The sequence below is a fragment of the Paenibacillus kobensis NBRC 15729 genome (assembly GCF_004000825.1).
Taxonomy (GTDB): Bacteria; Bacillota; Bacilli; order Paenibacillales; family Paenibacillaceae; genus Paenibacillus_T; species Paenibacillus_T kobensis.
Map to the genome: position 1 here is coordinate 209,847 of NZ_BILZ01000001.1, position 22,865 is coordinate 232,711.

At 48.9% G+C, this 22,865-nt stretch carries 22 protein-coding genes; 2 read left to right on the top strand and 20 right to left on the bottom strand.

Annotated features, from left to right (window positions below; translation table 11 throughout):
* Window positions 1-49: 49 nt before the first annotated feature.
* From PKO01S_RS01010 to PKO01S_RS01035, 6 genes are all read right to left on the bottom strand, one after another.
* Complete coding sequence (locus PKO01S_RS01010) at window positions 50-1,885, bottom strand: type 2 periplasmic-binding domain-containing protein (RefSeq protein WP_127529414.1); 1,836 nt, start codon at window positions 1,883-1,885, stop codon at window positions 50-52.
* Between the two features lie 101 nt (window positions 1,886-1,986).
* Window positions 1,987-2,886, bottom strand: coding sequence for a carbohydrate ABC transporter permease (locus PKO01S_RS01015; protein ID WP_127529415.1), 900 nt, complete (start codon window positions 2,884-2,886; stop codon window positions 1,987-1,989).
* Window positions 2,887-2,906: 20 nt separating this feature from the next.
* Window positions 2,907-3,866, bottom strand: coding sequence for an ABC transporter permease (locus PKO01S_RS01020; RefSeq protein WP_127529416.1), 960 nt, complete (start codon window positions 3,864-3,866; stop codon window positions 2,907-2,909).
* A gap of 290 nt (window positions 3,867-4,156) precedes the next feature.
* The gene (locus PKO01S_RS01025) at window positions 4,157-5,920 is read right to left on the bottom strand and encodes an ABC transporter ATP-binding protein (protein ID WP_127529417.1); all 1,764 of its coding nucleotides are present in this window, start codon (window positions 5,918-5,920) and stop codon (window positions 4,157-4,159) included.
* A gap of 12 nt (window positions 5,921-5,932) precedes the next feature.
* On the bottom strand, window positions 5,933-6,535 hold the full coding sequence (locus PKO01S_RS01030; RefSeq protein ID WP_127529418.1) for a TetR/AcrR family transcriptional regulator: 603 nt from the start codon (window positions 6,533-6,535) through the stop codon (window positions 5,933-5,935).
* Window positions 6,536-6,695: 160 nt separating this feature from the next.
* A complete protein-coding gene (locus PKO01S_RS01035; RefSeq protein ID WP_127529419.1) occupies window positions 6,696-7,046 on the bottom strand; it encodes a VOC family protein in 351 nt (116 codons plus the stop codon).
* Between the two features lie 379 nt (window positions 7,047-7,425).
* Between PKO01S_RS01035 and PKO01S_RS01040 the strand changes: the two genes are divergently transcribed.
* Entirely contained in the window at window positions 7,426-8,595 is a 1,170-nt protein-coding gene (locus PKO01S_RS01040; RefSeq protein WP_127529420.1) for an NAD(P)-binding domain-containing protein, read from the top strand.
* Window positions 8,596-8,649: 54 nt separating this feature from the next.
* Here PKO01S_RS01040 and PKO01S_RS01045 read toward each other — a convergent pair whose 3' ends face one another.
* The 9 genes from PKO01S_RS01045 to PKO01S_RS01085 form a co-directional block, all read right to left on the bottom strand.
* Window positions 8,650-8,991 carry a hypothetical protein gene (locus tag PKO01S_RS01045; protein ID WP_127529421.1) on the bottom strand — a complete coding sequence of 114 codons (342 nt, stop codon included), beginning with the start codon at window positions 8,989-8,991 and terminating at the stop codon, window positions 8,650-8,652.
* Window positions 8,992-9,007: 16 nt separating this feature from the next.
* Window positions 9,008-9,523, bottom strand: coding sequence for a ribonuclease H family protein (locus PKO01S_RS01050; RefSeq protein ID WP_127529422.1), 516 nt, complete (start codon window positions 9,521-9,523; stop codon window positions 9,008-9,010).
* A 169-nt stretch (window positions 9,524-9,692) separates the two neighbouring features.
* The gene (locus PKO01S_RS01055) at window positions 9,693-10,745 is read right to left on the bottom strand and encodes a leucine-rich repeat domain-containing protein (RefSeq protein WP_127529423.1); all 1,053 of its coding nucleotides are present in this window, start codon (window positions 10,743-10,745) and stop codon (window positions 9,693-9,695) included.
* 46 nt (window positions 10,746-10,791) lie between these two features.
* Window positions 10,792-11,163 carry an iron chaperone gene (locus tag PKO01S_RS01060; protein ID WP_127529424.1) on the bottom strand — a complete coding sequence of 124 codons (372 nt, stop codon included), beginning with the start codon at window positions 11,161-11,163 and terminating at the stop codon, window positions 10,792-10,794.
* A gap of 111 nt (window positions 11,164-11,274) precedes the next feature.
* Window positions 11,275-13,530 (bottom strand): ATP-binding cassette domain-containing protein, encoded by a 2,256-nt coding sequence (locus PKO01S_RS01065; RefSeq protein WP_127529425.1) that lies wholly within the window; start codon window positions 13,528-13,530, stop codon window positions 11,275-11,277.
* Window positions 13,531-13,532: 2 nt separating this feature from the next.
* Complete coding sequence (locus PKO01S_RS01070; RefSeq protein WP_127529426.1) at window positions 13,533-13,931, bottom strand: SRPBCC family protein; 399 nt, start codon at window positions 13,929-13,931, stop codon at window positions 13,533-13,535.
* Entirely contained in the window at window positions 13,928-14,257 is a 330-nt protein-coding gene (locus PKO01S_RS01075; RefSeq protein WP_127529427.1) for an ArsR/SmtB family transcription factor, read from the bottom strand. The genes PKO01S_RS01070 and PKO01S_RS01075 overlap by 4 nt, the downstream gene beginning before the upstream one ends.
* Before the next feature lie 90 nt (window positions 14,258-14,347).
* Complete coding sequence (locus PKO01S_RS01080; protein ID WP_127529428.1) at window positions 14,348-15,109, bottom strand: hypothetical protein; 762 nt, start codon at window positions 15,107-15,109, stop codon at window positions 14,348-14,350.
* 100 nt (window positions 15,110-15,209) lie between these two features.
* Window positions 15,210-15,593: a VOC family protein gene (locus PKO01S_RS01085; RefSeq protein ID WP_127529429.1), complete on the bottom strand. Its 384-nt coding sequence runs from the start codon at window positions 15,591-15,593 to the stop codon at window positions 15,210-15,212.
* A gap of 380 nt (window positions 15,594-15,973) precedes the next feature.
* On the opposite strand from PKO01S_RS01085, the gene PKO01S_RS01090 reads away from it, so the two are divergent.
* The gene (locus PKO01S_RS01090) at window positions 15,974-17,227 is read left to right on the top strand and encodes an RICIN domain-containing protein (RefSeq protein ID WP_127529430.1); all 1,254 of its coding nucleotides are present in this window, start codon (window positions 15,974-15,976) and stop codon (window positions 17,225-17,227) included.
* Between the two features lie 97 nt (window positions 17,228-17,324).
* Here PKO01S_RS01090 and PKO01S_RS01095 read toward each other — a convergent pair whose 3' ends face one another.
* From PKO01S_RS01095 to PKO01S_RS01115, 5 genes are all read right to left on the bottom strand, one after another.
* Window positions 17,325-17,903, bottom strand: a complete 579-nt coding sequence (locus tag PKO01S_RS01095; protein WP_127529431.1) for a GNAT family N-acetyltransferase — start codon at window positions 17,901-17,903, stop codon at window positions 17,325-17,327.
* The gene (locus PKO01S_RS01100; protein ID WP_127529432.1) at window positions 17,903-19,099 is read right to left on the bottom strand and encodes a macrolide family glycosyltransferase; all 1,197 of its coding nucleotides are present in this window, start codon (window positions 19,097-19,099) and stop codon (window positions 17,903-17,905) included. Before PKO01S_RS01100 ends, PKO01S_RS01095 begins: the two co-directional genes overlap by 1 nt.
* A 142-nt stretch (window positions 19,100-19,241) precedes the next feature.
* Window positions 19,242-19,805, bottom strand: coding sequence for a hypothetical protein (locus PKO01S_RS01105; protein WP_246070392.1), 564 nt, complete (start codon window positions 19,803-19,805; stop codon window positions 19,242-19,244).
* A gap of 265 nt (window positions 19,806-20,070) precedes the next feature.
* Window positions 20,071-20,658, bottom strand: coding sequence for a hypothetical protein (locus PKO01S_RS01110; protein ID WP_127529433.1), 588 nt, complete (start codon window positions 20,656-20,658; stop codon window positions 20,071-20,073).
* 35 nt (window positions 20,659-20,693) lie between these two features.
* On the bottom strand, window positions 20,694-22,850 hold the full coding sequence (locus PKO01S_RS01115) for a Hint domain-containing protein (protein ID WP_127529434.1): 2,157 nt from the start codon (window positions 22,848-22,850) through the stop codon (window positions 20,694-20,696).
* Window positions 22,851-22,865: the final 15 nt, after the last annotated feature.

Consider the following 22,865-nt stretch of genomic DNA (forward strand, 5'->3'; position numbering starts at 1 on the left):
CGCTTCCATAGAAGCGAGCGGCGTGTCTTGCCGTGATTCGAAGCTATGTTTACTTCTGGACACTCTTTCTAGCTTCGAAGAGCTCTTCCGCTTTCTGAACAGAGAACGCGAGAACTTCATCGTAGCCAAGACCTTTGACCTTATCGAGCATCTCTTGTTTGTACTTGTTGTATTGGCCTTCATCTTTGGCGAAGATCATGCGCCACGAATATTGCTGGATAACTGTACCGATTTGAGCGTTCTTCTGCTCAAGCGCCTTATCCATCATAATCGGCGGCTTGCCTGTGAAGCCCTGAGGCGCGACGGCGATCATGTTGTTCTTCACGAAATATTCTTTCGGCGTAAGAGCCTCCATCTTATCCCGCCACTCTTGGTCGAGCTTAGATGGATTCCGCTCGAGCGACGTCGTCCACAGGTTATGGTCGTATGGCTCGCCTGTTTCCGGGTTCGTGATTCCTGGTGCGACGTTGGAGTAGTTAATCTGGCTTTGGCCGTAATAGAAGTTGCCGCCGCCATATTCTGCAGGAATGTCCGTGCCCTTCTGATCCGCGTAAGCTTTCCAGCCGAAATCGGTAACGAACGGTTTGCCGTCCGCGCCAATATCCCACGTCAGCCCTTTCGGACCGTTCGCAATCGCCGTTCCGTCTCCTGCCGATAGCATCGCGCCTTCCGGCGTATACAGCCAGTTAATGAATTCCATGATGCGCTCTGGCTGTTTCGCTTTCGCGCCGATCGCCATAATCCAATCGCCGCCGTATTGGTTGAAGCCCCAGGAGTAAACTTTCTCTTCCTTGAACGGAACGGTCGCTAAACCTTTTCCTTCAGCAGAGCGTTCTTGCGTATTGTAGTTCGCGGAGCCGAGCCATGGGAACCAGGAGAACAGTATACGCCCGTCCTTGTATTTGCCGACGACATCGTCGAACTTCTGCGTCATCGAGTCCGGATCAAGCAAGCCCATTTGATTGGCATCGTAATACAGCTTCAGCGACTTCATATACCAACTTTCGTCCGATAAGAATTCATAGTACTTGTCTTCGTCTGCAGCGACGTACAACAGTGTAGCACCGTTCTCGTCGTAACCGTACATGTTCGCGAATTGCTTCGCAAGCGTCATTTTGTAATTGCCGTCCCAGTCCGCCCACAAGGAGAAGGCGTACGTCTTCTTGCCGTTCTCCGTCTTCGGCTCGAGCTCTTGCATCTTCTTCAGCACCGGCAAATAATCTTGCGGCGTGTTGATCTCAGGAGCGCCGATCTTCTGATACAGATCCCAGCGCAATTCCGGTCCCCACGTTAAGTCTTTGCCTTCGGACGGCCCCGGCTGGTCGGTCGCCACTTTATTGCCGAGTCCATATACCGCTTTGCCGTCGCCGAACGCGATCTTCGCTTTCTCCAGCACTTTCGGATAGTTGTCGACGATTGTTTTGCCATACTTATCGAGCAATCCGTTCTGGGTCATGTCCATAAGCAGACCGCCCTTGATGGCATTCGGATAATCGGTTTTATCGCTGCCGAAGATGACGATGTCGCCGAGATCGCCCGAAGCCATCATCGCTGCGATTTTATTCTGGCCGCCGTCCAAGTTGGAAGCAATGATATTCAACTTGATGTTGAACTTGTCTTTCAGAATCTTCCCGTACCAGCCCGTCTGCTCGCCTGCATAGTTCGCGGTTGTCGAGAATACGTTCAGCGTGAGTTCCTTCGAGTGGTCAAGCGTTCCTTCTTGGGCGTTGTTGGTACTTTCCCTGCCGCTAGTCTGCTCCGTGGTTGCCGGAGGAGCTTGCTTGGTGTCATCGTTGTTCTTGCTGTCGCCGCCGCTGCTGCAGGCTGTAATCGAGACGGCCATAAATGCTGCGAGCGTAAGACCTGTCAACCGTTTGAATCGCATGCGTGGTTGCCTCCCTTTTCTCTTCGGTCATCGTTATATAGTTCTGCTCGGCCTTGCGGCTGAGATAAACCCGGTATGGAATGGATGGCTAGACAATCCGATCAGCCCTTCACGGCACCGATCATAATGCCTTTCACGAAATACCGTTGGAAGAACGGATAGATCAGCAGAATCGGCAGCACGACAATCATCGTTACCGTCATACGCACCGAGGTCGGTGTCTGCATGTTCTGTACGTCAACGGCGCCAAGGTTTTGCGAGCTCTGGATGAGTGAGGCTAACGAACTCGATTCGTTCAGATAGCGCCAGAGCAAGTATTGCAGCGTGTAATATTTTCTGTCTGTCATCAGCCATGCGGTATCGATGAACGAGTTCCACTGGCCCACCGCAGAGAAGATGGTGATGGTCGCCAGAATCGGTGTAATGAGCGGAAAAATGATGCTGCTGAATATTCGCAAATACCCTGCCCCGTCGAGCGCCGCTGATTCCTCTAGTGACGGAGGCACCGCTTCAATGAACGTTTTGACTAAGATGATGTTGAATGGAGCGATGATCGTCGGCAGGATGTATGCCAAGTAATTGTTCGTCAGATGCAGCAAGTGCATCGTGCTGTACCAAGGGATCATCCCTGCGCTGAAATACAGCGTGACGACAACGAAACGGTACATCTGCTTACGTCCCCACATTTCATTCTTCGTGAACAGATAACCAAGGAATGCCGATGCTCCTACGGTCAGCAGCGTGCCTACGACGGTACGGTAGAGCGATACCATAGCTGCATGTCCCAGCCCTTTGATCTGAAGAACCGAAACGTAGTTGTCGAAGTGGATGCCTCTTGGATAAAACGTGATGTAACCCATCGTAGACAGTTCGTTCGAGCTGATCGTGTTAATGAACAAGTAGTAGAACGGGAAAATACAAGTTAAGGTAAACAGGCCCAAGAACCCATAGTTAACGATTTGGAAAATGGCGTCTCCGGCGTGCGGCTTCCGTCTTTTCATTGCACGGCCCTCCCTGGCTCCTAGATGATCGATTCTTTCCGGACCCACTTCGACAGGCCGTTGGCGAGGAAAAGCAGGATTACGCTAATGATGGATTTCAGCATGCTGACGACCGTCGCGAACGCAAAGTTGTTGCTGAAGGCGATGTTGTACACATAGAGGTCGAGCACTTCGATCGAATCTTTATTCATGGCGTTCTGGAATGCGAAGTACTGCTCCATGCCGTTATTGACGAAGTTGCCGATGGACAACAGCAGCAGAACGAAGAATGTCGGCATAATGCCCGGTACGGTAATATGCCATATTTTCCGGAACCGGCTCGCACCGTCTACATCCGCCGCTTCGTACAACTCCTGATCAATGCCCGTTATGGCAGCCAGGTACAGGATTGCGCCCCAGCCAAGACTTTTCCACCAATACCAAGCGATCATCGATCCCCACACGTTGTCGCTGGATGCGAGGAAGTTAATCCCTTCATCGACGAAGCCTAGTTTGATCAGCAGCGTGTTAACCAAGCCGTTATCGACCGAGAACAGCGTGAAGGCGACCGAATACACGAGAATCCAACTGATAAAGTTCGGAATCGTCGTCAACGTCTGTACGATCTTCCGGTACCAGCTTGTCTTGATCTCCGTCAACAGGATGGCGAAGATAACCGGCAGGAACGAGGTCACGATACCGATGCCGCTCATCGCGACCGTGTTCTTCATGACCCGGAGCACTTCAGCCGTCTGTGTCGGATTCTCCGCAATCGTCCGGAACCACTTGAAGCCGACGAACGGCGTTTTGCTAAGCGGGATTCCGGGAATGTAGTCATAGAAAGCGTAAATCCATCCGTAAATCGGCAAGTAGTAGAAAACGAACGTAATGACGAGGAAAGGAAACGCCATCAGAAACAGCTTGTACTTATTGGGCAGGCCCCGGCGCGCCTTCGCTCGTGCCGTTTCATGCTTAGCTAATTGGGTAGCCGGTACGGACATGATCGCAAGTCCCCTTTGATCGGTATTAAGACAGCCTCACCGCCATCTCTTGTATGCGTCTTCATTGTAGTGGATCAGAGAGTTAGACCGAGAGGGAAAAGCAGCACCGGTTTCGCGAAAAGCGTTCACACTTATCGGACCGTTTTCTATACGGAGTGAACCGTTTTCACCCTTACTCCCCCTCACAACATCTGCAGATCATCCGAACAAAACAAAAAAACCCATTGCTTTCGCAATGAGTTTGCACAGGGAGTACTTATGCTCCAAACCGGTTATTCGACTTTCATCCGTTATCGGCCCGCAGGTTCCTCATCCCCGACCGATTGGATGCTGAACAAGCGTGCGTACGCTCCTTCTCGCGCCATGAGTTGTTGATGCGTTCCCATCTCTTTAATTTCCCCGTGTTCAATTAACACGATTTGGTCTGCATGGGTAATCGTCGACAATCGATGCGCAATGATGATTGTTGTGCGATCGCGAGCCAACCGTTCCAAGGAATCTTGGACCAGATGTTCCGATTCTAAATCCAGCGCTGAGGTGGCTTCATCCAGAATAATCAGCCGAGGATCTTTCAGAAAGACGCGGGCGATAGCGATCCGTTGTTTCTGGCCGCCGGATAGCTTGACGCCGCGCTCTCCAATTTGAGTGTCGTATCCTTGCGGCAATTGCTCGATAAAATCGTGAGCATTCGCTGCCATCGCCGCGAGTCTTACTTCATCGTCAGAAGCGCCAGGCCTTCCGTACATAATATTGTCTCGAATGGTCCCGCTGAATAGAATATTATCTTGGAGTACAATCCCGATCTGGCCTCGCAAGCTTTGCAGCGTGACGGTGCTGACATCCGTCTGATCGATCTGAATGGTCCCTCTCTGGATGTCGTACAGACGCGGAATCAAGCTGACGATGGAAGACTTGCCGCCCCCGCTCATGCCAACGAGCGCAATGGTATGACCCGGCTCGATATTAAGATCAATCCCTTTCAATATCCAATCGGACTCCTCGCCATACTTAAACCATACATCGTTAAAATGAACCCGCCCCTCTATTGCTTTAAGCGGCTTTGCGTCGGGATGGTCATCGACATCGTAAGGCTCTTTCATAAATTCAAGCACCCGTTCAAGCGATGCGCTTGCCTGAGTCAGCTCGGTAGATGAATTGACGATTCGGCGAAGCGGATTGTACAACCGCTCCAAATAGCCGAAGAAGGCGACAAAAGCGCCGACAGTCAGATGCTCATGGATAACCTGATAGCCGCCGTATGCAATGACCATTAATGGGGCGATATCGGTCAATGTATTAATAATGGCATTGGTTAGCGCATTCCAGCGCGTCTGGGCTAACGCTCGAGTCAGAAACTGGTTGTTCTTCTCTCCGAACTGGCGCTGTTCATACTGTTCGAGCGTAAAGCTTTTGATGACAGGTATGCCGCTTATTCGTTCGTATAAGTACCCTTGCATCTCGGCTAATGATTGCGATCTTGCTTTCGTTAAGAGCCGCAGCCGTTTATAGAGCAATTTAACAGCAATCGCATAGAGCGGCAGAATGGCAATCGCCACAATCGTTAACGAAGAATCCATATAGCTCATAATGCCTAATGCGATGGTAAGCGTAACGATATCCAGCCATATATTCATCATACCCGTTTCGACCAGACTCTTGGTTTGCTCCACATCATTCATCATGCGGGATATGATCTCGCCAGTCTTATGGTTCTGGTAGAATCGTAAGGACAATCGCTGCGCATGCTCGAAGAGTCGGTTACGGATATCGAATAACGTTCTAGAAGTGATAAGTTGTGCGAAATATTGCCGGTAATATTCGATCGGATATCGGATGAGGACGAACAAGATGGTTGCCCCGCCAATAACGGTTAATAGGTTCGTCATTTTCTGCTCGTTATCCAGATGGCCTAACAGGAGCTCATCGACCACATACTTAAGGATTAGCGGTAACGTCAATGGAATCGAAAACTTAATGATTCCGATGATGACGGTGATAACGACAAGATGCCAATAGGGTTTGACGAAAGTGAAATAAGCTCTAAAATTTGACAATCGAAGCTCTCCTTACTCGGTTAACGTGTGCTCTCTTTGCTGCTTGATCCCTGATAGGATCAATTGATGGAACATTTGGTCGACTTCTATCGCGGAATGATGCGTATTTCCTCTCATCCACCAATTAACGAGAGTGACGAGAGTGTTAACGGCGAATTCAACCACGACGTCTCTGGGGATAAAGGCAGTGCCTTCGAACGGCAGCCTATCCGTTATTTCGTCTCTCGCTAATTCAGCGATCATCTGCTGGATATGGTGCACGACAATCGTTCCGCTTGGTTTGCCCACAGTAGCCCGGTACATCAGTTTATGACTTTGGACATGCTGGAGCAAGGCTAAGCTGAATTCGAAACGAACCGCTTCGGTCCTGTCCGCCGCCGTTCTCTTATCGATTTGTTCGACCAGAAACGCTTTCAGTTGATTAATATTGTCTAACAGCAGCTCTTCTTTGTCTGTAAAATGGGCATAGAACGTCGAGCGGCCGATATTGGCACGGTCAATTAAATCTTGAATGGTAATGGCTGCATACCCTTTCTCGACGATCAGATCCATTAACGCCTCATGCAGCATGCTGCGCGTTCGTTGGATACGCCGGTCTTCCTTCTTATCCGCCATTCGTGAACCCCGCTTCCCCGATCCTCCTGTAGAACATTATGATCGATTCCGTACATCGAGTTCAATAACTTTATTGGAGAAGTCCGCTCTGTAACGAGAAGCAGGGAGCGATCTGCACGAGGCGGACCTGCTCCCTGAATGATGTAGCGCACGCTAACGATTATTTGTATTGGATGAGACCAAACCGAATGCCTTGCGGGTCGTACAAGTAAGCCAGATAAAAGTCACCGAAATCCATTTGGTCCATATCCAGCTTAGCACCGTTCTCTACCGCTTTCGAAATCGTTTCTTGGATCGATTCCACTTGAATCGTAACTTGTACCCGTTGAGCAATATCCTTCGGAGATCGTGTAATACCGCCGTCTATGCCGGCTGCATGACTTGATCCTGTCGTTGTTGGCCAGTAATCCCAATTGGGATCCCCTACCTTCCAATCAAACACGTTCGAATAAAAATGAATGGCTCCTTCTGGATCCTGTGAACCTAAATCAAATAAGACTACGCGATTCATGAACTTGTTCCTCCCTTTCGCTTATGGTATTGCCTTCCCACTCCCAGTTAAACTGTCCAATACTGATCCATAAATAGATGCCGTTCTTCAGCGATTGGCTTGGCAGATGGAGTATTGATGCGGTCCCTCAGCTTCAGATAGCCGATAACGCCCGCTTACAGGAAAGTTCTTGCAATCGCGATTGCTCCTATCGCATCGAACCGGTCTCCGAATCTTATCAGCAGAACATATGTTTGGTTTCTATTATATAGAATATTTTGAAATATTGCACTCATTTTTTACATCTGACAACGGCTGATATATTTACTTGTAATTCTGAGAAAACCAACTATAATTCTTGGTATTGTAATATACTCAGCTTTTTTAGACCAAGGAGTGATTGACTATAGTTGATCTCATTATTATCGGAGCAGGTCCTTACGGCATATCGCTGGCTGCGCATGCCAAAGCCGCAGGGCTCTCCTATGTATTGCTTGGACAGCCGATGCATTTCTGGAAAGAACAAATGCCGCAGACGATGTTCATTCGAACCAATCCTTTGTATATCAGTCTCTCGGACAGCGAGGACAGATGGACGATCGAACGTTTCAGTGAAGAGACCGGGACGGAGCTCTCATCACCCTTCCCGCGACCGGCATTTATTGACTATGCCTTTTGGTTCGCCGAGCAGGTTGGCGTCGAGTTTACTCCCGAGCTGGCGACTGAAGTCAGGCGTGACTCTGAAGCTTATGAAATTGTTACTCGAACGGGCCGGCATATATCGGCTGCCTGCGTCATTATCGCCACAGGCCTGCAGCATTTCAGCTACATACCCGATGAAATGCGTACGCTCCCTCCTTGTCTGCTGACGCATACGTTCGGCCAAACCGGCTTCGACCATTTCCGGGGCAACTCGGTCGCAGTCATCGGAAGCGGTCAAAGCGCCTGGGAAGCGGCGGCGCTGCTGTACATTGCCGGCAGCGAGACAGAACTGCTGTTCCGCAGCGAAGAAGTCCGTTATGCCGGCGAAGATAATGCCGTCACCGGTCTTCGTCTGATCGAATCGGCTGAGCAGTTTTACCGGCAGCCTCTCGAGGAGAAGCAAGCGCGATGGAATACGCCGAGGCGAGGAAGCGTCGCCCAATTCTTGAAACCATACGTAGAAGGCAAGGTGAAAGAGACGGGCGGCGTCGAGATCGTTCGGGCGGAGGCCCAAGATGGCGGAACCAAAGCGCTTCTTACCCTATCTAACGGCGAAACCCGATTGGTCGACCATATCGTCTGTGCCACTGGCTACCGTATCAATCTGGAGCTCCTCCCTTTCCTGGCGCCCGAACTGTTAAGCGCTATCCGTCGGGATACGATACCCTTCCATGGATTCCCCCTCCTAAGCGAGCATTTCGAATGCAGCATACCGGGTCTTTATTTTGCCGGACCGCTCGCGAGCCACTCTCACGGTCCTGCCTTTGGATTTATTGCGGGCATTGCTCAGGCATGCCGTTCCATCATTCCGCATATCGCTGGTGCTAATAAACAAGAGGAAAGTAGTTGCAATCAATTAATGCCATAAACATTTTATGTCATAAATAAAAGAGAAGCCGCGAGATTCGCGGCTTCCAATCAATTATTGAACAGCTTTCCAGGTACTTATCCCTTTTTTGACAAGATAGATATAACCCTCCCATTGCTCAAAACCTTCTCCTTTATCCTTAACCTTGGACCTGTCTTTGATAATCCATCGAGTCGGAGGCTGAAAACCGCTCTTCGATTCATATTGGATTTTCACAACGGTATAGCCCGATTGAGCCTGAACATGAAGCACCTTCACGTTGCCCCAATCACTATTATTCTCCTGCTGCCAAATGTCAGTGACAAAGCGGCGCGGCTCTTCTCTTCGTACCAGAAAAACCGCTCCTAGTGCAATTATGAGCAGGATTATGACGGCTATAATCCATTTGTTGCTCATTCTACTCTGCATAAATCTACTTCCCAATCACTTTCCTAGCCGCATTATGCGCTAATTGATGCAACGCGTTGTTCTTTTTGTGCTTGCTGATGTATGTAATCGTTATTTCGATGTCGGCAAACCGATTCTTCAACTTTTCGATAGCCGCCGTAATTTGGTTTCTCATCTCTTCATATCGCGAATTGGATAATCGTGAAGCCATGAATAGCTTTGCAATACGGCTATAATCCGTAAACACGATGGTTCCTTTCGGACGATGCATCCTAAAGGCTTCTTCAAGAGCCTCAAGACTATACAGAATGGCTTGCAGTTCCCCGTATACCGAATCCCCCGGATCTTCGAAATCGATTTTCTTCGCGGTGACATAAATGGCCCTATTATGGACGAAACAATATGCAACCCCGCCTTCCTTCCTGTCTTGATGTCCCGAATAATCGCAATATATGTAAATCATTCCTCGGTTTAAAATGTTTTGCCGCAAGCTCGGTGTGGCGAATGCTCTGTTCATTAAGGTTTGTTGTACGGGATCCATACTCGGCAGCCTCCGAACGAATGATGTGCAGCTTCTATCGCGCAGTGATTAACGTTCATAATCATCTGTCATCCTTCCCACAAATCAGATGATGGAAACATACTCCATTTGAAACGTCAAGAAGCCGCCGAACGTACCGGCAGCTTCTTCATGGATCTTCTATGTAAGATTATTCGGGTTCAAACGTTACCCACAACGAATCCTTGGACACATGAACGTATTCTAATTGTTTCATCTCTTGCAGGAACTCAGGCTTCCTATCGATCATACAATTGTCTATATTCAAGGCTCTCAAGTTTTTTAACTTTACTAGCTCGGCAGGCAGCTCCCGGATCGAGGTATATTGAACTGTAAGCATCTCCAATCGCTCCAGCTCTCCAATCTCTGGCGGAATGCGGTTAAGGCCGATCTCCTCTTTCGGCTTAGCCCGAAACCCGGGAGCCGGCCGGTCCGAGCTTCCACATTGGATGTTAAGCGCCTTTAAGTTTTTCAGCTTGCCGATCGATGAGTGGATGCTTTCCAAATCTGCCGTCATGATGGATAAATGTTCAAGCTTACTCAGCTCGAACAGCCCTTCGGGCAGACGATACAGATCTTGTTCAAATACTTCTAAGAATGTCAGCTCGGTGAGCTCCCGGATTCGCTCAGGCAGCTCCTTCAGCCCATGTCGGCTTATATACAGCCAGTCGGTTTGATGTTTGATGGCATCATCCAGCAGACGGTCAAAGTCCCGGTGCGCTTCAATTTGAATAAAAAGTCCGGGTATTCGGCTCATCAGTTCGATTGCTTCTTCTTCCGTTACATCTATTCCGTAGATGCGTTCATGGACAACGGAATAGAGGTAATCTCCGCCTCCCTGCTTCAAGAAACATAAGTCTTCCGGGAGAGAAGGATAATTCCAGTCCGACAATTTGTTTGCCATTGACTTTAGAAGAGTACCGCTCTCTTCACAGCATCTATAGAAATAGTAAGTCCCGAAGGTATAAAAAGCATGACTGCGATAAGACTTTTTGATTTGAACCACATCTTCTATGTTATCGCCTTCTATGACGATTGTATTCACCAGATAGGGCTTCAGTGCTTCCAACACACTCGTATAAGAACGGCTGTGAGTTGCCTCTATCGGGGTCTTTTCTCCAAGAACAAAATATTCCGAGTTCTGTATGGCCAAATCGATGACCTGTTCGTAAGCCGTGCCTTTGGGGTCTGTATACATTCGCATACACATCTGCCTCCATTCTCATATGAATCAGCCATAACGCAGCAGCCTATTTTCGCCAAAATGTGGTGCATTCCGCTTTATCCATGATGTTAAACTCAATCATGGCCTCAAGTAATTCGAAATGGACCGGACGGTCCCACTTGATACGCAACAATTGATCGGTATGGTCATATCCCGCTTGTACAATGGCATCTGCGAATCGAATGATTCCTGCCCGTTCTGGAGCAACAGCCAAATGTTGCTTTGCAACGCTGAATCCGATAATAAAGGTGTCGTGATCAGTAAACATCGGTTGATTCCAAGCGATCTTGGGCGCTAACTGCGGAAACCTCTTCATTACCCACCCTAAAACTTCTTCTGTCCGAGACCGGTGCTCCGGGTGATCAATACCGGCTACGAATGGTGCAAATACCTCCACGTTGATTCCTCCCCTTGATTGCTTCCATCTAACGGTATATCCTAATTCGTTGCTAATTTTCACTTATAATAACAGAAAGCCGCACGATATGCGGCTTTCCATGTATTAAAATTAGCTTAAGTATTTTCCCGTGATCGACTGCTCGGAAAGGATGATTTGCGAAGGATTGCCTTCGAAGACCACTTGGCCGCCCTTGCTGCCTCCATCCGGCCCCATATCGATGATCCAATCGGCTTGGCTGATGACATCGAGGTTATGCTCGATGACGATAGCCGTGTTGCCGGCATCCACCAGACGGTTCATGATCTTGAGCAGATGACCGATATCGGACATATGCAGGCCGGTCGTCGGCTCATCCATCACGTAGATGCTGCCCTTCTTATGCAGCTCGCTTGCCAGCTTGATGCGTTGGCATTCTCCGCCCGATAGCGTGCTGAGCGGCTGACCGAGCGTAATGTAGTTCAGCCCTACGTCGCTCATCGCCTGAAGTTTACGCACAACCTCTTTGATTTCGAAAAACTCTAACGCCTGCTCCACCGTCATCTCCAGCACTTCCGCAATGGACTTGCCGTTGAGCTTGTACGCGAGCACTTCTTCCTTAAACCGTTTTCCGCCGCATACTTCGCATGGCAGCTTCACGCTGTCAAGGAATGAAAGGTCTGTATATACGACACCAAGCCCTTGGCAGTTCTCGCATGCTCCCTTGGAGTTGAAGCTGAACAAGCCTTGGTTCACTTTGTTCTCGGATGCAAATGCTTTGCGTACATCGTCCATAATGCCTGTGTAGGTCGCAGGATTCGAGCGTGTGGATACGCCGACCGCTGATTGGTCGATGACGATCGCATCCGGATGCGTGCTAAGGAACACATCATTGATGAGCGTGCTCTTGCCTGAACCAGCAACGCCGGTTACGACGGTCAACACTCCGGTCGGAACATCGGTGCTTACGTTCTTCAGGTTATGCAAATTGGCACCCTTGATGGACAGCTTGCCGGTCGGTTGCCTGCAATCATCCTTCAGTTGGAGCGGCCGCATCATGTGGGTGCCGGTAAGTGTGCCGGACTCCAGCAGACCCTGGTAGTCTCCCTCGTATACGACCGTTCCGCCTCGGCTTCCTGCGTGAGGTCCGACGTCAACGATGTGATCTGCCACCTTAATAACATCGGGATCATGCTCCACGACGATGACGGTATTGCCTTTGTCACGAAGCTTCTGAAGCAATAAATTAAGCCGGTGTACATCTCGAGGATGCAACCCAATGCTTGGCTCATCGAAAATGTAAGTGACATCCACTAGACTGCCGCTCAGGTGCTTCACCATCTTAACGCGCTGCGACTCGCCCCCGGACAACGTATCCGTCTCACGGTCCAACGTCAAGTAATCCAGTCCGATATCGACAAGATGCTGTAGCCGCTCCGAGAGAGACTTCACGATTGGCGAGGCGACCGCATCGTTAATCTCACGAACGACGCGGATGAGTTGCCCAACTTCCATGGAGGACATCTGTGCAATGTTGAGCCCATTAATCTTACAGTTCAGTGCAGCCTGACTAAGTCGTGCGCCGCGGCAGCTGGTGCATGGTCCTTCGGTGATGAACGGCATGACCGCTTTCTGCGTACGCTCGGACTTTGTCTTCAAATCTTGCTTGATATACTTATTGTTGAACTTCTCGATGATGCCTTCCACAGTAATATTAATGGCTTTCCCGCCGAACTGCATCTCCACTTTCCTTGCCTTGCTGTAAAGCAGCTCCTCAAGCAACTCGTCAGAATAATCTTCGAGCTTCTTATCGATATCGAAGGTTCCGGTTTGCACGATTATCGACCAATCCATGCTGTTCACCTTGTAGTCCGGCAGCATGATGGCCCCTTCGTTCAACGATTTGGACATGTCCAGCGCTTTTCCCATATCGACACCGAGTCTGCGGCCGAGACCGCTGCACTCCGGACACATGCCTTGCGGATCGTTGAATGAGAACATGCTTGCAGGTCCGACTGCGGGCTGACCGACTCGGGAGAAGAGAAGCCGCAGAATGGGAGAAATGTCGGTTATCGTGCCCATCGTGGAATGGGAACCCCCGCCCAGCCGCTTCTGGTCTACAATAACGGCCATGCTCAGGTTCTCAATCGCATCGGTATCCGGCTGCGGAACGCGCGGCAAGAAGGTGCGCACGAACATGCTAAAGTTCTCATTCAGCAATCTTGTAGACTCTGCAGCGATCGTATCGAAGACGAGCGATGACTTGCCGGAACCGGATACGCCGGTAAAAATCGTAATCTTCCGTTTCGGGATACGCAAGGACACATTCTTCAGATTGTTCTCCCTCGCGCCAGAGATGACGATATATTCCTGATTGGATACGCTCATCGTTATGGTTCCAACACCTTGGCAAGCTCGCCGCACCACTGGGTGACGCCCCATCTTGCGCCTTCAAGTGCTGGCACACTAGAGAATCCGGTTTGTTCGAGATGAAGATTCACTTTCCCGTCCCCTAAATCCTGGAGCGTCCATACGACTGTATGCTTCTCCTGTCCGACGGCGGAAGTGTACGATAACCGGGTTGGTTCTTCAACGATCAGCACTTCGCAGTCAATAATTCCGTTCCAATACTCATTCGGCTGCGAACGGAACTGGAACCGGTGTCCGACGACAGGCTCAAAATCGTTCTCTAATACCCACTTGGCAAGCTTGGCAGGGTCCGTTAAGGCCGACCAAAGCTTCTCGATCGTTGTGGTGTACTGAAAATCTAATGTTAAGGCTAAGCTCATTCATCTTCCTCCTCTAATAGTTGGCCTAAGCGCATCATATTCGTTCTCCAGAACTTACTATAGAAACCGACCCAATCTTGAATTTCTCTTAGCGGTGAGGCGTTAAGACTATAGCGCGTTTCTCTGCCGACTTTCCGGTCTTGCACCAGTCCAGCCTCTTTAAGAATGGTCAAATGCTTGGATACCGCTGTACGGCCCATTTGGAACTGCGCCGTTAACTCATGAAGCGGTAACTCTTGCGCTTCCGACAACAGACTGATGAGCCGGCGCCTGGTCGGATCTGCAACAGCGTCGAACACATCCCGCACTTGGTTGTTATCGCTCACAGCACCCTCTCCAATTTCCGATGGAACCATTTCATTGTATTGGACACCAAACGGTGACATTTTAATTATAGGCCACCGTTTGGTGTCGTGTCAATCGATATAGCCTACCAACTCAAGGCCATTTGAAGTAAGTTTGTATTGTTCGGGCTTCTTCCCGCCTGGTCCGTAGTACACATTGAACAGATTGCTTTGGCTGTCGAAGCTTGCCGAACCTTTGGTTAATTCATTTAAATTAGCGGTTATATATTCCCCGTTATCCATCTTAATAATCGTCGTATCCGGAATGGTTCCGCCAGCCGCAGCGATCAGTTCCTTCACCCCGTCCATGTCTGCGTCATATTCATCGACATAACTTTCAGTTTCCCAGAACGACATGGGGGAATCATCAATGATTTGGATGTATTCCGTTAGAGGAACACTGGCACCCAAATAACCCGTTATTTTGTATAAAGGCATCCCGTTGAAGTCTATTTTATCGATTGTAAAACCAGTTGGATCCACATTGTACCCAATGGATGTGGGGATCTCCAGATTCTCGTCCGTCGTTTTAATACTCGCGAATATATTGGAGTCGGTATTCGTTTTCGTATATAAGGACACGGTTACATCCTCGAATTTAACCCTCTTAATTACCGTATGGATGTCGTCTTCTTTAACCGGGTTCAAGTCGGTGGTTGCCATCTTCAACTTTTTCCATTCGATTGGCACAATGTTCAAACTTTGATGGCGCTCTTCATCATCCGTCTGTTGGGGAATCTGAGATTCAGTTTGAGCTTCATGCACACCTCTATTTTGATTCGCACAAGCAGTTAATAAGGTGAAAGCGAATAAAACAGCCGCGAATTTCCTCATGTCATCTCACCGCCTTTCTGAATCTGCACATCTAATGTATTCTAAACAAAAAGAAACAACGGCAGCCATAGAACGAATGAAGTCCTGACTGCCGCTGCTATTATTGTTGCTCTTGTATTGCCCAGAAACGATTTCCGTGTGGATCATAAAAATTCATAATCTGGTCACCGCCGCCGCCCATCGTAATCTCTCCGACTTCCACGCCGCTTTGAACCAACTTCGTACGCAATTCCTTAATGTCATCCGTTGTGAATTGTATCGAATGCAGCTTACTTCCACTTGCGTACCATAAGCTATTCTCGTCTGTTTCTTCTCCGAATAGCAATATTTCCTGTCCATTGTCCAGCTTCAGACTCGCAATGCCCATCTTCCAAATCAAGTTAAAGCCCAACACATGGACATACCAATCAATCGCTTTGTCGTATTCTTCGACATTGCCTGATTTCGTTACCGGAATACCGAACACCATTTCTTTAACTCCCATAATCCGAACGACCTCCCAACACTTTATGGGTTAACCTATTAATAATGGCCCAGTTTAAGTAAATTTCGATAGAATTGTCACGATTTCCTTCTGCTCTTTTTATAGCCATTGCCCTTACCGCCAGTTCTCTAATTACGGGCGTCGGTTATTTTGCTGCGGATTGATAATCTATATTTCGACAGCAAGCAGTTCGGAATGCTCATGACGAGATTAGACTTCGCTTCCTATTTGATGAACAGAGACTGCATGTTAAACTCTCAAGTGAAAGCGCTTCAAAATAATGAAATCGATTTACTAATAGTCAGGAGGTGAACTCTGTAATCCGATCTTCGGAAGTGAACCCTCGACGCGAATTGCGATAATTCCAAAGGAGGCTAGTTATGAATCGTTTATTAAAGAAACCAAAGTTGGCTATTATTATACTTGTTCTGTCCCTTGTTGCGGCGCTGGTCCCTCTCTCGACGGCGAATGCGGCATACAATCTCGTATGGAGCGATGAGTTTAACGGCAGCGGAATCGACGGGAACAATTGGTCGTTCGAGACGGGAACGGGCAGCGGCGGCTGGGGCAACAACGAGTTGGAGTATTATACGAACCGTTCGGAAAATGCGCGAATTGAGAACGGCAATTTGGTCATCGAAGCGAGAAAAGAATCATACGGCGGCATGAACTATACGTCCGCTCGTTTGAAAACACAAGGCAAAAAGAGCTTCAAATACGGCAGGATCGAAGCGAGAATCAAAATGCCGAAAGGCCAAGGCCTCTGGCCTGCTTTCTGGACGCTCGGCTCTGATATCGGTACGGTCGGTTGGCCGAAGAGCGGTGAAATCGATATCATGGAGCATGTCAACAACGAGAACAATACGAACGGTTTTATCCACTGGGACGTGAACGGCCACGCCTCCTACGGCGGCGCAAGCCAGTCCGTCGATGTCACCCAATACCATGTTTACTCCATCGAATGGACTTCGACCGCGATCAAATGGTTTATCGACGGCGTGCAATTCAAGGAAGCGAACATCGCGAACAACATCAATTCGACCGAAGAGTTCCATAAAGACCATTTCATTCTGCTGAACATGGCGGTCGGCGGCAACTGGCCAGGTTCGCCGGACGGTTCGACTGCTTTCCCTGCCAAAATGTATGTCGACTACGTCCGAGTCTACCAAGATGGAGCCAATCCCCCTCCTTCTTCCAGCTCTATCGTAAATGGCGGCACTTACAAGTTGGTTAACGTCGGCAGCGGCAAAGCACTCGACGTCGCATCAGCGGGTACGGCGCCAGGCACGAATGTTCAGATCTGGACGGATAATGGAACCGGCGCGCAAAAATGGACCCTCTATCAAAATGCGGACGGCAGCTATAAATTGATCAACGTAAACAGTGCCCTAGCCCTCGATGTATCGGGCTCCGGAACGGCAGACGGGACCAATGTGCAAGCTTGGACCGACTTAGGCAACGGCGCGCAGAAGTGGAATGTCGTGCAGAATGCAGACGGCACCTTTAAGCTTATTAACGTGAACAGCGGCAAAGCACTTGACGTTGCCTCAGCAGGTACAGCCGACGGAACGAACGTTCAAATCTGGACGGACAACGGCACTAACGCGCAGAAATGGAACTTAGTTAAATTATAAGAACCGTAAAGGATGATTAAGCCATCTCTATCTTAGGATTTACTGACCCCCTATCAAACAAAACGGCTGCCGATTATACATCAATCGGCAGCCGCAATTATTCTTCTTGTGTTCCATCGGACGGTATACGCCGCTGGCTCAGCCATTCCTCTTGCAGTAAACCATAGATGACACGGTCCATATACTCGCCGTGTAATTCCTCATAGTTTCGAATGATCCCCTCCTGCGTAAATCCAAGTCGTTCCGGTATTGCTCTGCTTCTGGTGTTCTGCGTTGCCGCTCCTATTTCGATTTTCCGTAAACGTAAATCATAGAACGCGTGTGCAATGAAAGTGGAACAGACTTTGGTCATAATCCCCTTTCCTTCAAATGACGAACCTAGCCAATAACCGATTTCGGTTCGTTTCGCGTCCCAGTCCATCCATAGAAATCCTATAGATCCTACCATTTGACCTTGATGCCAAATGGCTGCCCAATATCCGTCATTATTAGCGAACCGGTTTAATGACCGCTTGATGAAGGCCTTCGTGTCATCCACTGTATTTGTTTTGTCGGGAAATTCAAGCCACTTTCGTATCGACTCTCGACTGCTGTCAATTAAATCGAATAACGCTTGCGAATGTCTCTCTTCAAGCAGAGACAGGTACGTCTGATCATCAATTTCTGCTCGATACATTAGGCGAACCTCCTAAAGCTGAATATCTCATCCGCCGCTTGCTGATAGCCCTCATATGTACCAAAAGATGTTCTAATTGCTGTAACCGCATCCTTGCATGACGAGGTATGCAGGACATGGTCAACTGCATCGCGAAGCTGATTAGACGTTAAGCTTTCCATGTGCAGATGAATGCCTGCTCCGATATTAGCGACTTGTCTGGCAATAAGCGGCTGATCCGCGCCCTGCGGAATGACAATAAGAGGTACCCCATAATATAGCCCTTCATGCGTGCTGTTCATACCGCCATGGGTTATAAATAATTTCGACTGTTGAAGCACTTCCGTCTGTGGAACGTAGTTCTGAACGATGAAGTTATCAGGGATTTCGCCTAAATCACCTATTGGAGTTCGAGTCCCGACGGACATGACAATGGTATGCTCCGTCTCCCCCAACGCCTCGAAACATAGCTTATAGAAATCAATGGCCCGGTTAAATACAGTGCCTAACGAGATGTAGATCGGGTCTTTGCCCATAATTACCGTACTATCGAAGTTGTTCGGAGCAGATCGTGGAGTAATCGATGGGCCTACAAACTTATAAGAAGAATCGAATGATTCGACATCCGGTTGAAATTCCTTGGTCGTGTATACGATCGTAAGCGGTGCAGGATTACAGAACGCTTCATAAGGAGATTGAATCTCAACCCCGTATTTCTCTTTCACCATTGCCGTCAGGCTGTGATATCGTTCTACAATAGGTTTGGCGGTTTCCAATGGAACTTCACTCTGATATTGGTCCAACATTCGATCAAATGATTCTCGGGTCTGCGCAAAAGAAGTGCATGAATTAATGGCAGGAAGTTCTAAGATTTGTGCAAGCAATCTTCCACACCCGAACATGGAGTCGTGGATGATATAGTCAAAATGCTCGCCTTCGATCTGTTCGAGAACGCTTGGAATGACAATGTCTGCGGTGAGCAATAAGCCGTTGATTCTTTCGATTAAATACGTTCTTCCACCTGACAGAAACGCTTGTATAAATCTCAGGTCGTCGATCGTTCGTACGAAAGCTCCCGCTTTCTCCAATCTCTGACGAAAGGCTTCGGTACAGAAGTACACGACTTCTTCTCCACGGTTAACCAGCTCTTGAACGACGCCAATTGTTGGATTGATATGCCCCTCTGATCCGGCATTTATGAATAACACACGTGCCATTACACTCACTCCTTCGGTATACGGAACCCCTTCTGCATCGTCCAATTGAAATATTTGGTTCATGCTCAAGACATGCATTCATCATAACATAACAAAGGCTGCCTCTCGGCAGCCTTTGTTCATTGTCCTCTTGCCTATAATATTACTGATTCGTGCCGGAAGACCACAGTGCTTTGCCGGTCGCGTTATAAATGACCAGGTTGCCGTCGTCTTGCATGACAAGGGTGTTGCCTGCGCCAGTGCCGCCGGTGTTCGAGGCCCAGATGGCGACTGGTGTCGTAGTCGTGACAACAACCGGTTTCAAAGTATATCCCCAACCCCAAGCGTATGTGCCGGTAAACGGATCGAACCGATAAGCATATTCATAGACGTTTTGATAGACAACCTTTGTGTTGCTATAGATGACCAAGTTCCCGTCGCTTTGGAATATGAACTGGTTCGCACCTTTCCCATTCGTACTGCTGGACCACATCGATTTGCCGTTGTAAGTCCGGTAGATAACGAAATTACCGTCATCCTGCCAGATCGCTTTATACAGGCCGTTCTGGGAAAGGAGATAGTCGCCTTTGGCAAACGAAGTATTATTGGCATTCGTAATATAATTTCCTTGGTTGGCAGCAAAAGCAGATGCCGGAAGAAGGAATACGAATAGCATCAAGCAAGCGATCATCATACGAACGCTTCGGGAAATGAACAGTTTTCTCATAAATTCAACTCCTTAAATGTGTACGAACTGGGATATGGATTTGAGCTATACACGATTTACGGAAGCTGCGCAGCACTCTGTAAAACAACATGTTCTAGCAATCTAAAAGTACTATTTATAACTAATTATGTAAATAGCGAACAATAGAAAGTTTTGTCGACAACGTTGATAAGGTGTCGATTTGAACCGTTTTGAGTCTCTTAATTGTACTAGCCGCCATGGGACATGGCGGCTAGTGAAAGTAAATCTCTTCATCTATCGATCGTTATTGGACTGGTATAGGCTCTCCCCAACGAGTCAATCCAGCCAGCACAGGGTGATTATCCGGACAGGATTCCGTCGGAAGCCTCGTTTTCTTCGAAAGCACACAGCCGCACTTGCCGCATATCTTCTCTGCAATACCTGCCGAATTGGCGCTAGCGGAAGAAGCAGCGGACATCGCCTTGTACAGCAGCTTATCCGGTTTGCTTTGACTATGCGGGCATGCCATGCATGCGGTTATCCGTCTCCGGTAGACTTCGTCATCCACAGTGGAAAATCCCGCTTTCGCCCACTTCCATAACGCTTGACCAGCTTTCACCGCCAATTCCGTATTGGAATGAGCGGCAGGAACGTTAGCCGATCCTGGCGAGGCAGCCGTATTGCCCATATCCACTCTCGGCGGGTTGTTCAACAAATGGTTCAAGAACATCTCTGACCTGCGAGCAGCTAATAAATTGTGCGCATAATTGGGATCATGAACAGCGGCGCGAAGAACCTGTTCCGACACTGGACGGTTCAGACCTAGGATGCTTCCGAATTGCCTACACTGCTCTTCTATCGTCCCCGTAATTGCTTGGTCACCCGGATTCATAGCAATTCCCCTCTGTTCAGTTGATATTGTAACGCTTAATCCAACTGCACTTGTGCCGTCGAAGCGTCTGGGTCCAAGGTCGAGCCGATGTCGGAAGTGAGCGCTCTCGTGACCGATACCGTATAGGCGGTTCCTCTTTCCAGCACAACCTTCAACAATACCGAAGATTTAGTGCTGCCAGGCGTTACAGCTGTAATAGCCGAATCAGGGTCGATGGAGAAATCGTCTTCATCCGCCATGCTCAGCGCTTTGACGGCCGTGTTGAACTGCAATTCAACCGTGGAGCTGGTATGCAGCAAGGTATAGCGCACTTCTTCCGTTAAATAGTTTTTCTTTTCTTCTGTCAGATCAGCGAACAAGAACGACAAATCGGTCGACACCGAGAAATCAGCCGCGATCAATCCGGATTCATCCACTATTTTATGATCTTGCAGCAGCTTGAATGCCTCCGCCGCGATGTCAGACGTAATATCTGCCGTAACCAGCGAAGACGCGCTGATCGTCGGTCCGGTTACTTTCGCTCCGATCACTTTCAAGCCGTTCGCTTCAGGACCGCCAATGCCGTTAGGCGGGAAATTCATACTGTTGCCAGCTTCAACCGCATCCATACGGGTGCCTGTTGTCGGCTGGTAAGGATCCGTTTCAAAGGCATCATGCAACTTAACATTAATGTTGTTAATGATTACATTTTGGATTTGTTGCAGTGCGCTTGTCATCAATGGCGCGTAGAGCGAGCCGAAGAACATATTTTGCAGAATAGCCGGTGTATAGTAGTCGCTCATGCCGACCGTTGTGAATCCGTCTGCGTTCAATGGTGCGCTCTTCTGGAGACGGCTCACCATGTTCGCTAGGATGAATGCCATACCTTCCATCCCAAGTCCTTTAATACGCGTCAACCCGCCTGAAAGCACAACATATTGCTTGCCGTACTGGGTGAAGGCATAAGCATTCGGCTCAAGACGTCCAATGTCGTGATAGAACGTAATGTCCGGATTGAAGCCTTGGAATAGGTTGATCAAATATTTGACCATCGCATTGCCAATGCTGACTTCCGTAAAGTTCCACCGGTCTGCATTATCGTTGACATCAATCGCTTGCAGCGGGCTGATGAAGGATGCCGCATTGTCCGGCACGAACGCCACATTCGATCCGTGTACATAAAATTTGCTCTGATTCGCATCCGCTACAGGAGCAGAAGCATCCGATGCCTGAAGCGTTGGGGCACTGAAAGACATATAAGTACCGGTGACTAAGTGGGAATGAGCGGCCTCGTACTCTTTGGTTCCTACGATTGGATGATCGTCTGCATCCTCCACCAGACCGCTGCTTACAAGATCCCGCTGATGGATTTGCAGATTGAAATCGCCGGATACTAATCCCTCGGACAGCAGCAAGTGACCATCCAGCGAACCGCTGAAGGAAACATCCGTCGCAATATGATGCACGCCGCCTGTATATTCACCGACGCTGATTTCGTTAATTTCGACCTCCGTACCGTTATAGGAGACGAGCATATCTTTGCCCGGTACGAGACGGTCGGCACGTTTCATCTTGCCGCTTGGCAATAGGAACAGATGGTCCGGCGTAACAACAATGCTGCCGTGACCGCCGAAGCGGATAAAGATCATGGCCGGTTGATGGCTTTGCGGACCGGTACCATTACTGAAGTTCAGCTTCGCTTTCTTCCACTCCAGCTGGAGGCCTTGTGCTCCCAGCTGCACGCTGGCTGTAATGACTTTGTCGCCGACACTGAATTTCTCGATGGCATTGGTGCCGTCTGGCGTACCGATTTGGGTGCCATGGGCGAAGCAGGAGCAGCAGCAGTAGCAAGTAACCACGTTCCACGTATCGCCCAAATTCATGCAGCCTCTATTGCCAAGTGTTGCGTGGCTCATATCGGAAGGATTGGCTGTGTTAAAGCATACCTGAGCAGCGAACGGATACAGATAATCATGCGGCGAGCAGCCCGGGATCGAGTTTCCGTTAATATCCGTACATTGGCAAATACGGTGCGCCTGGGGCGAGAAATTGACATTGTCCTGACAATGCTGTCCTGGACATACGAGATAGAATGGGTTGCCGAGTGAAAACGTATTGTTGTTAATAGCCGTCGGATCCACTTTCGACCAATCGACATCCGTTAAATTTTGTGCCGCACCTAAGTTAAGTTTAAGAGAATCTATACATTCCATTCCTCATAACCTCTT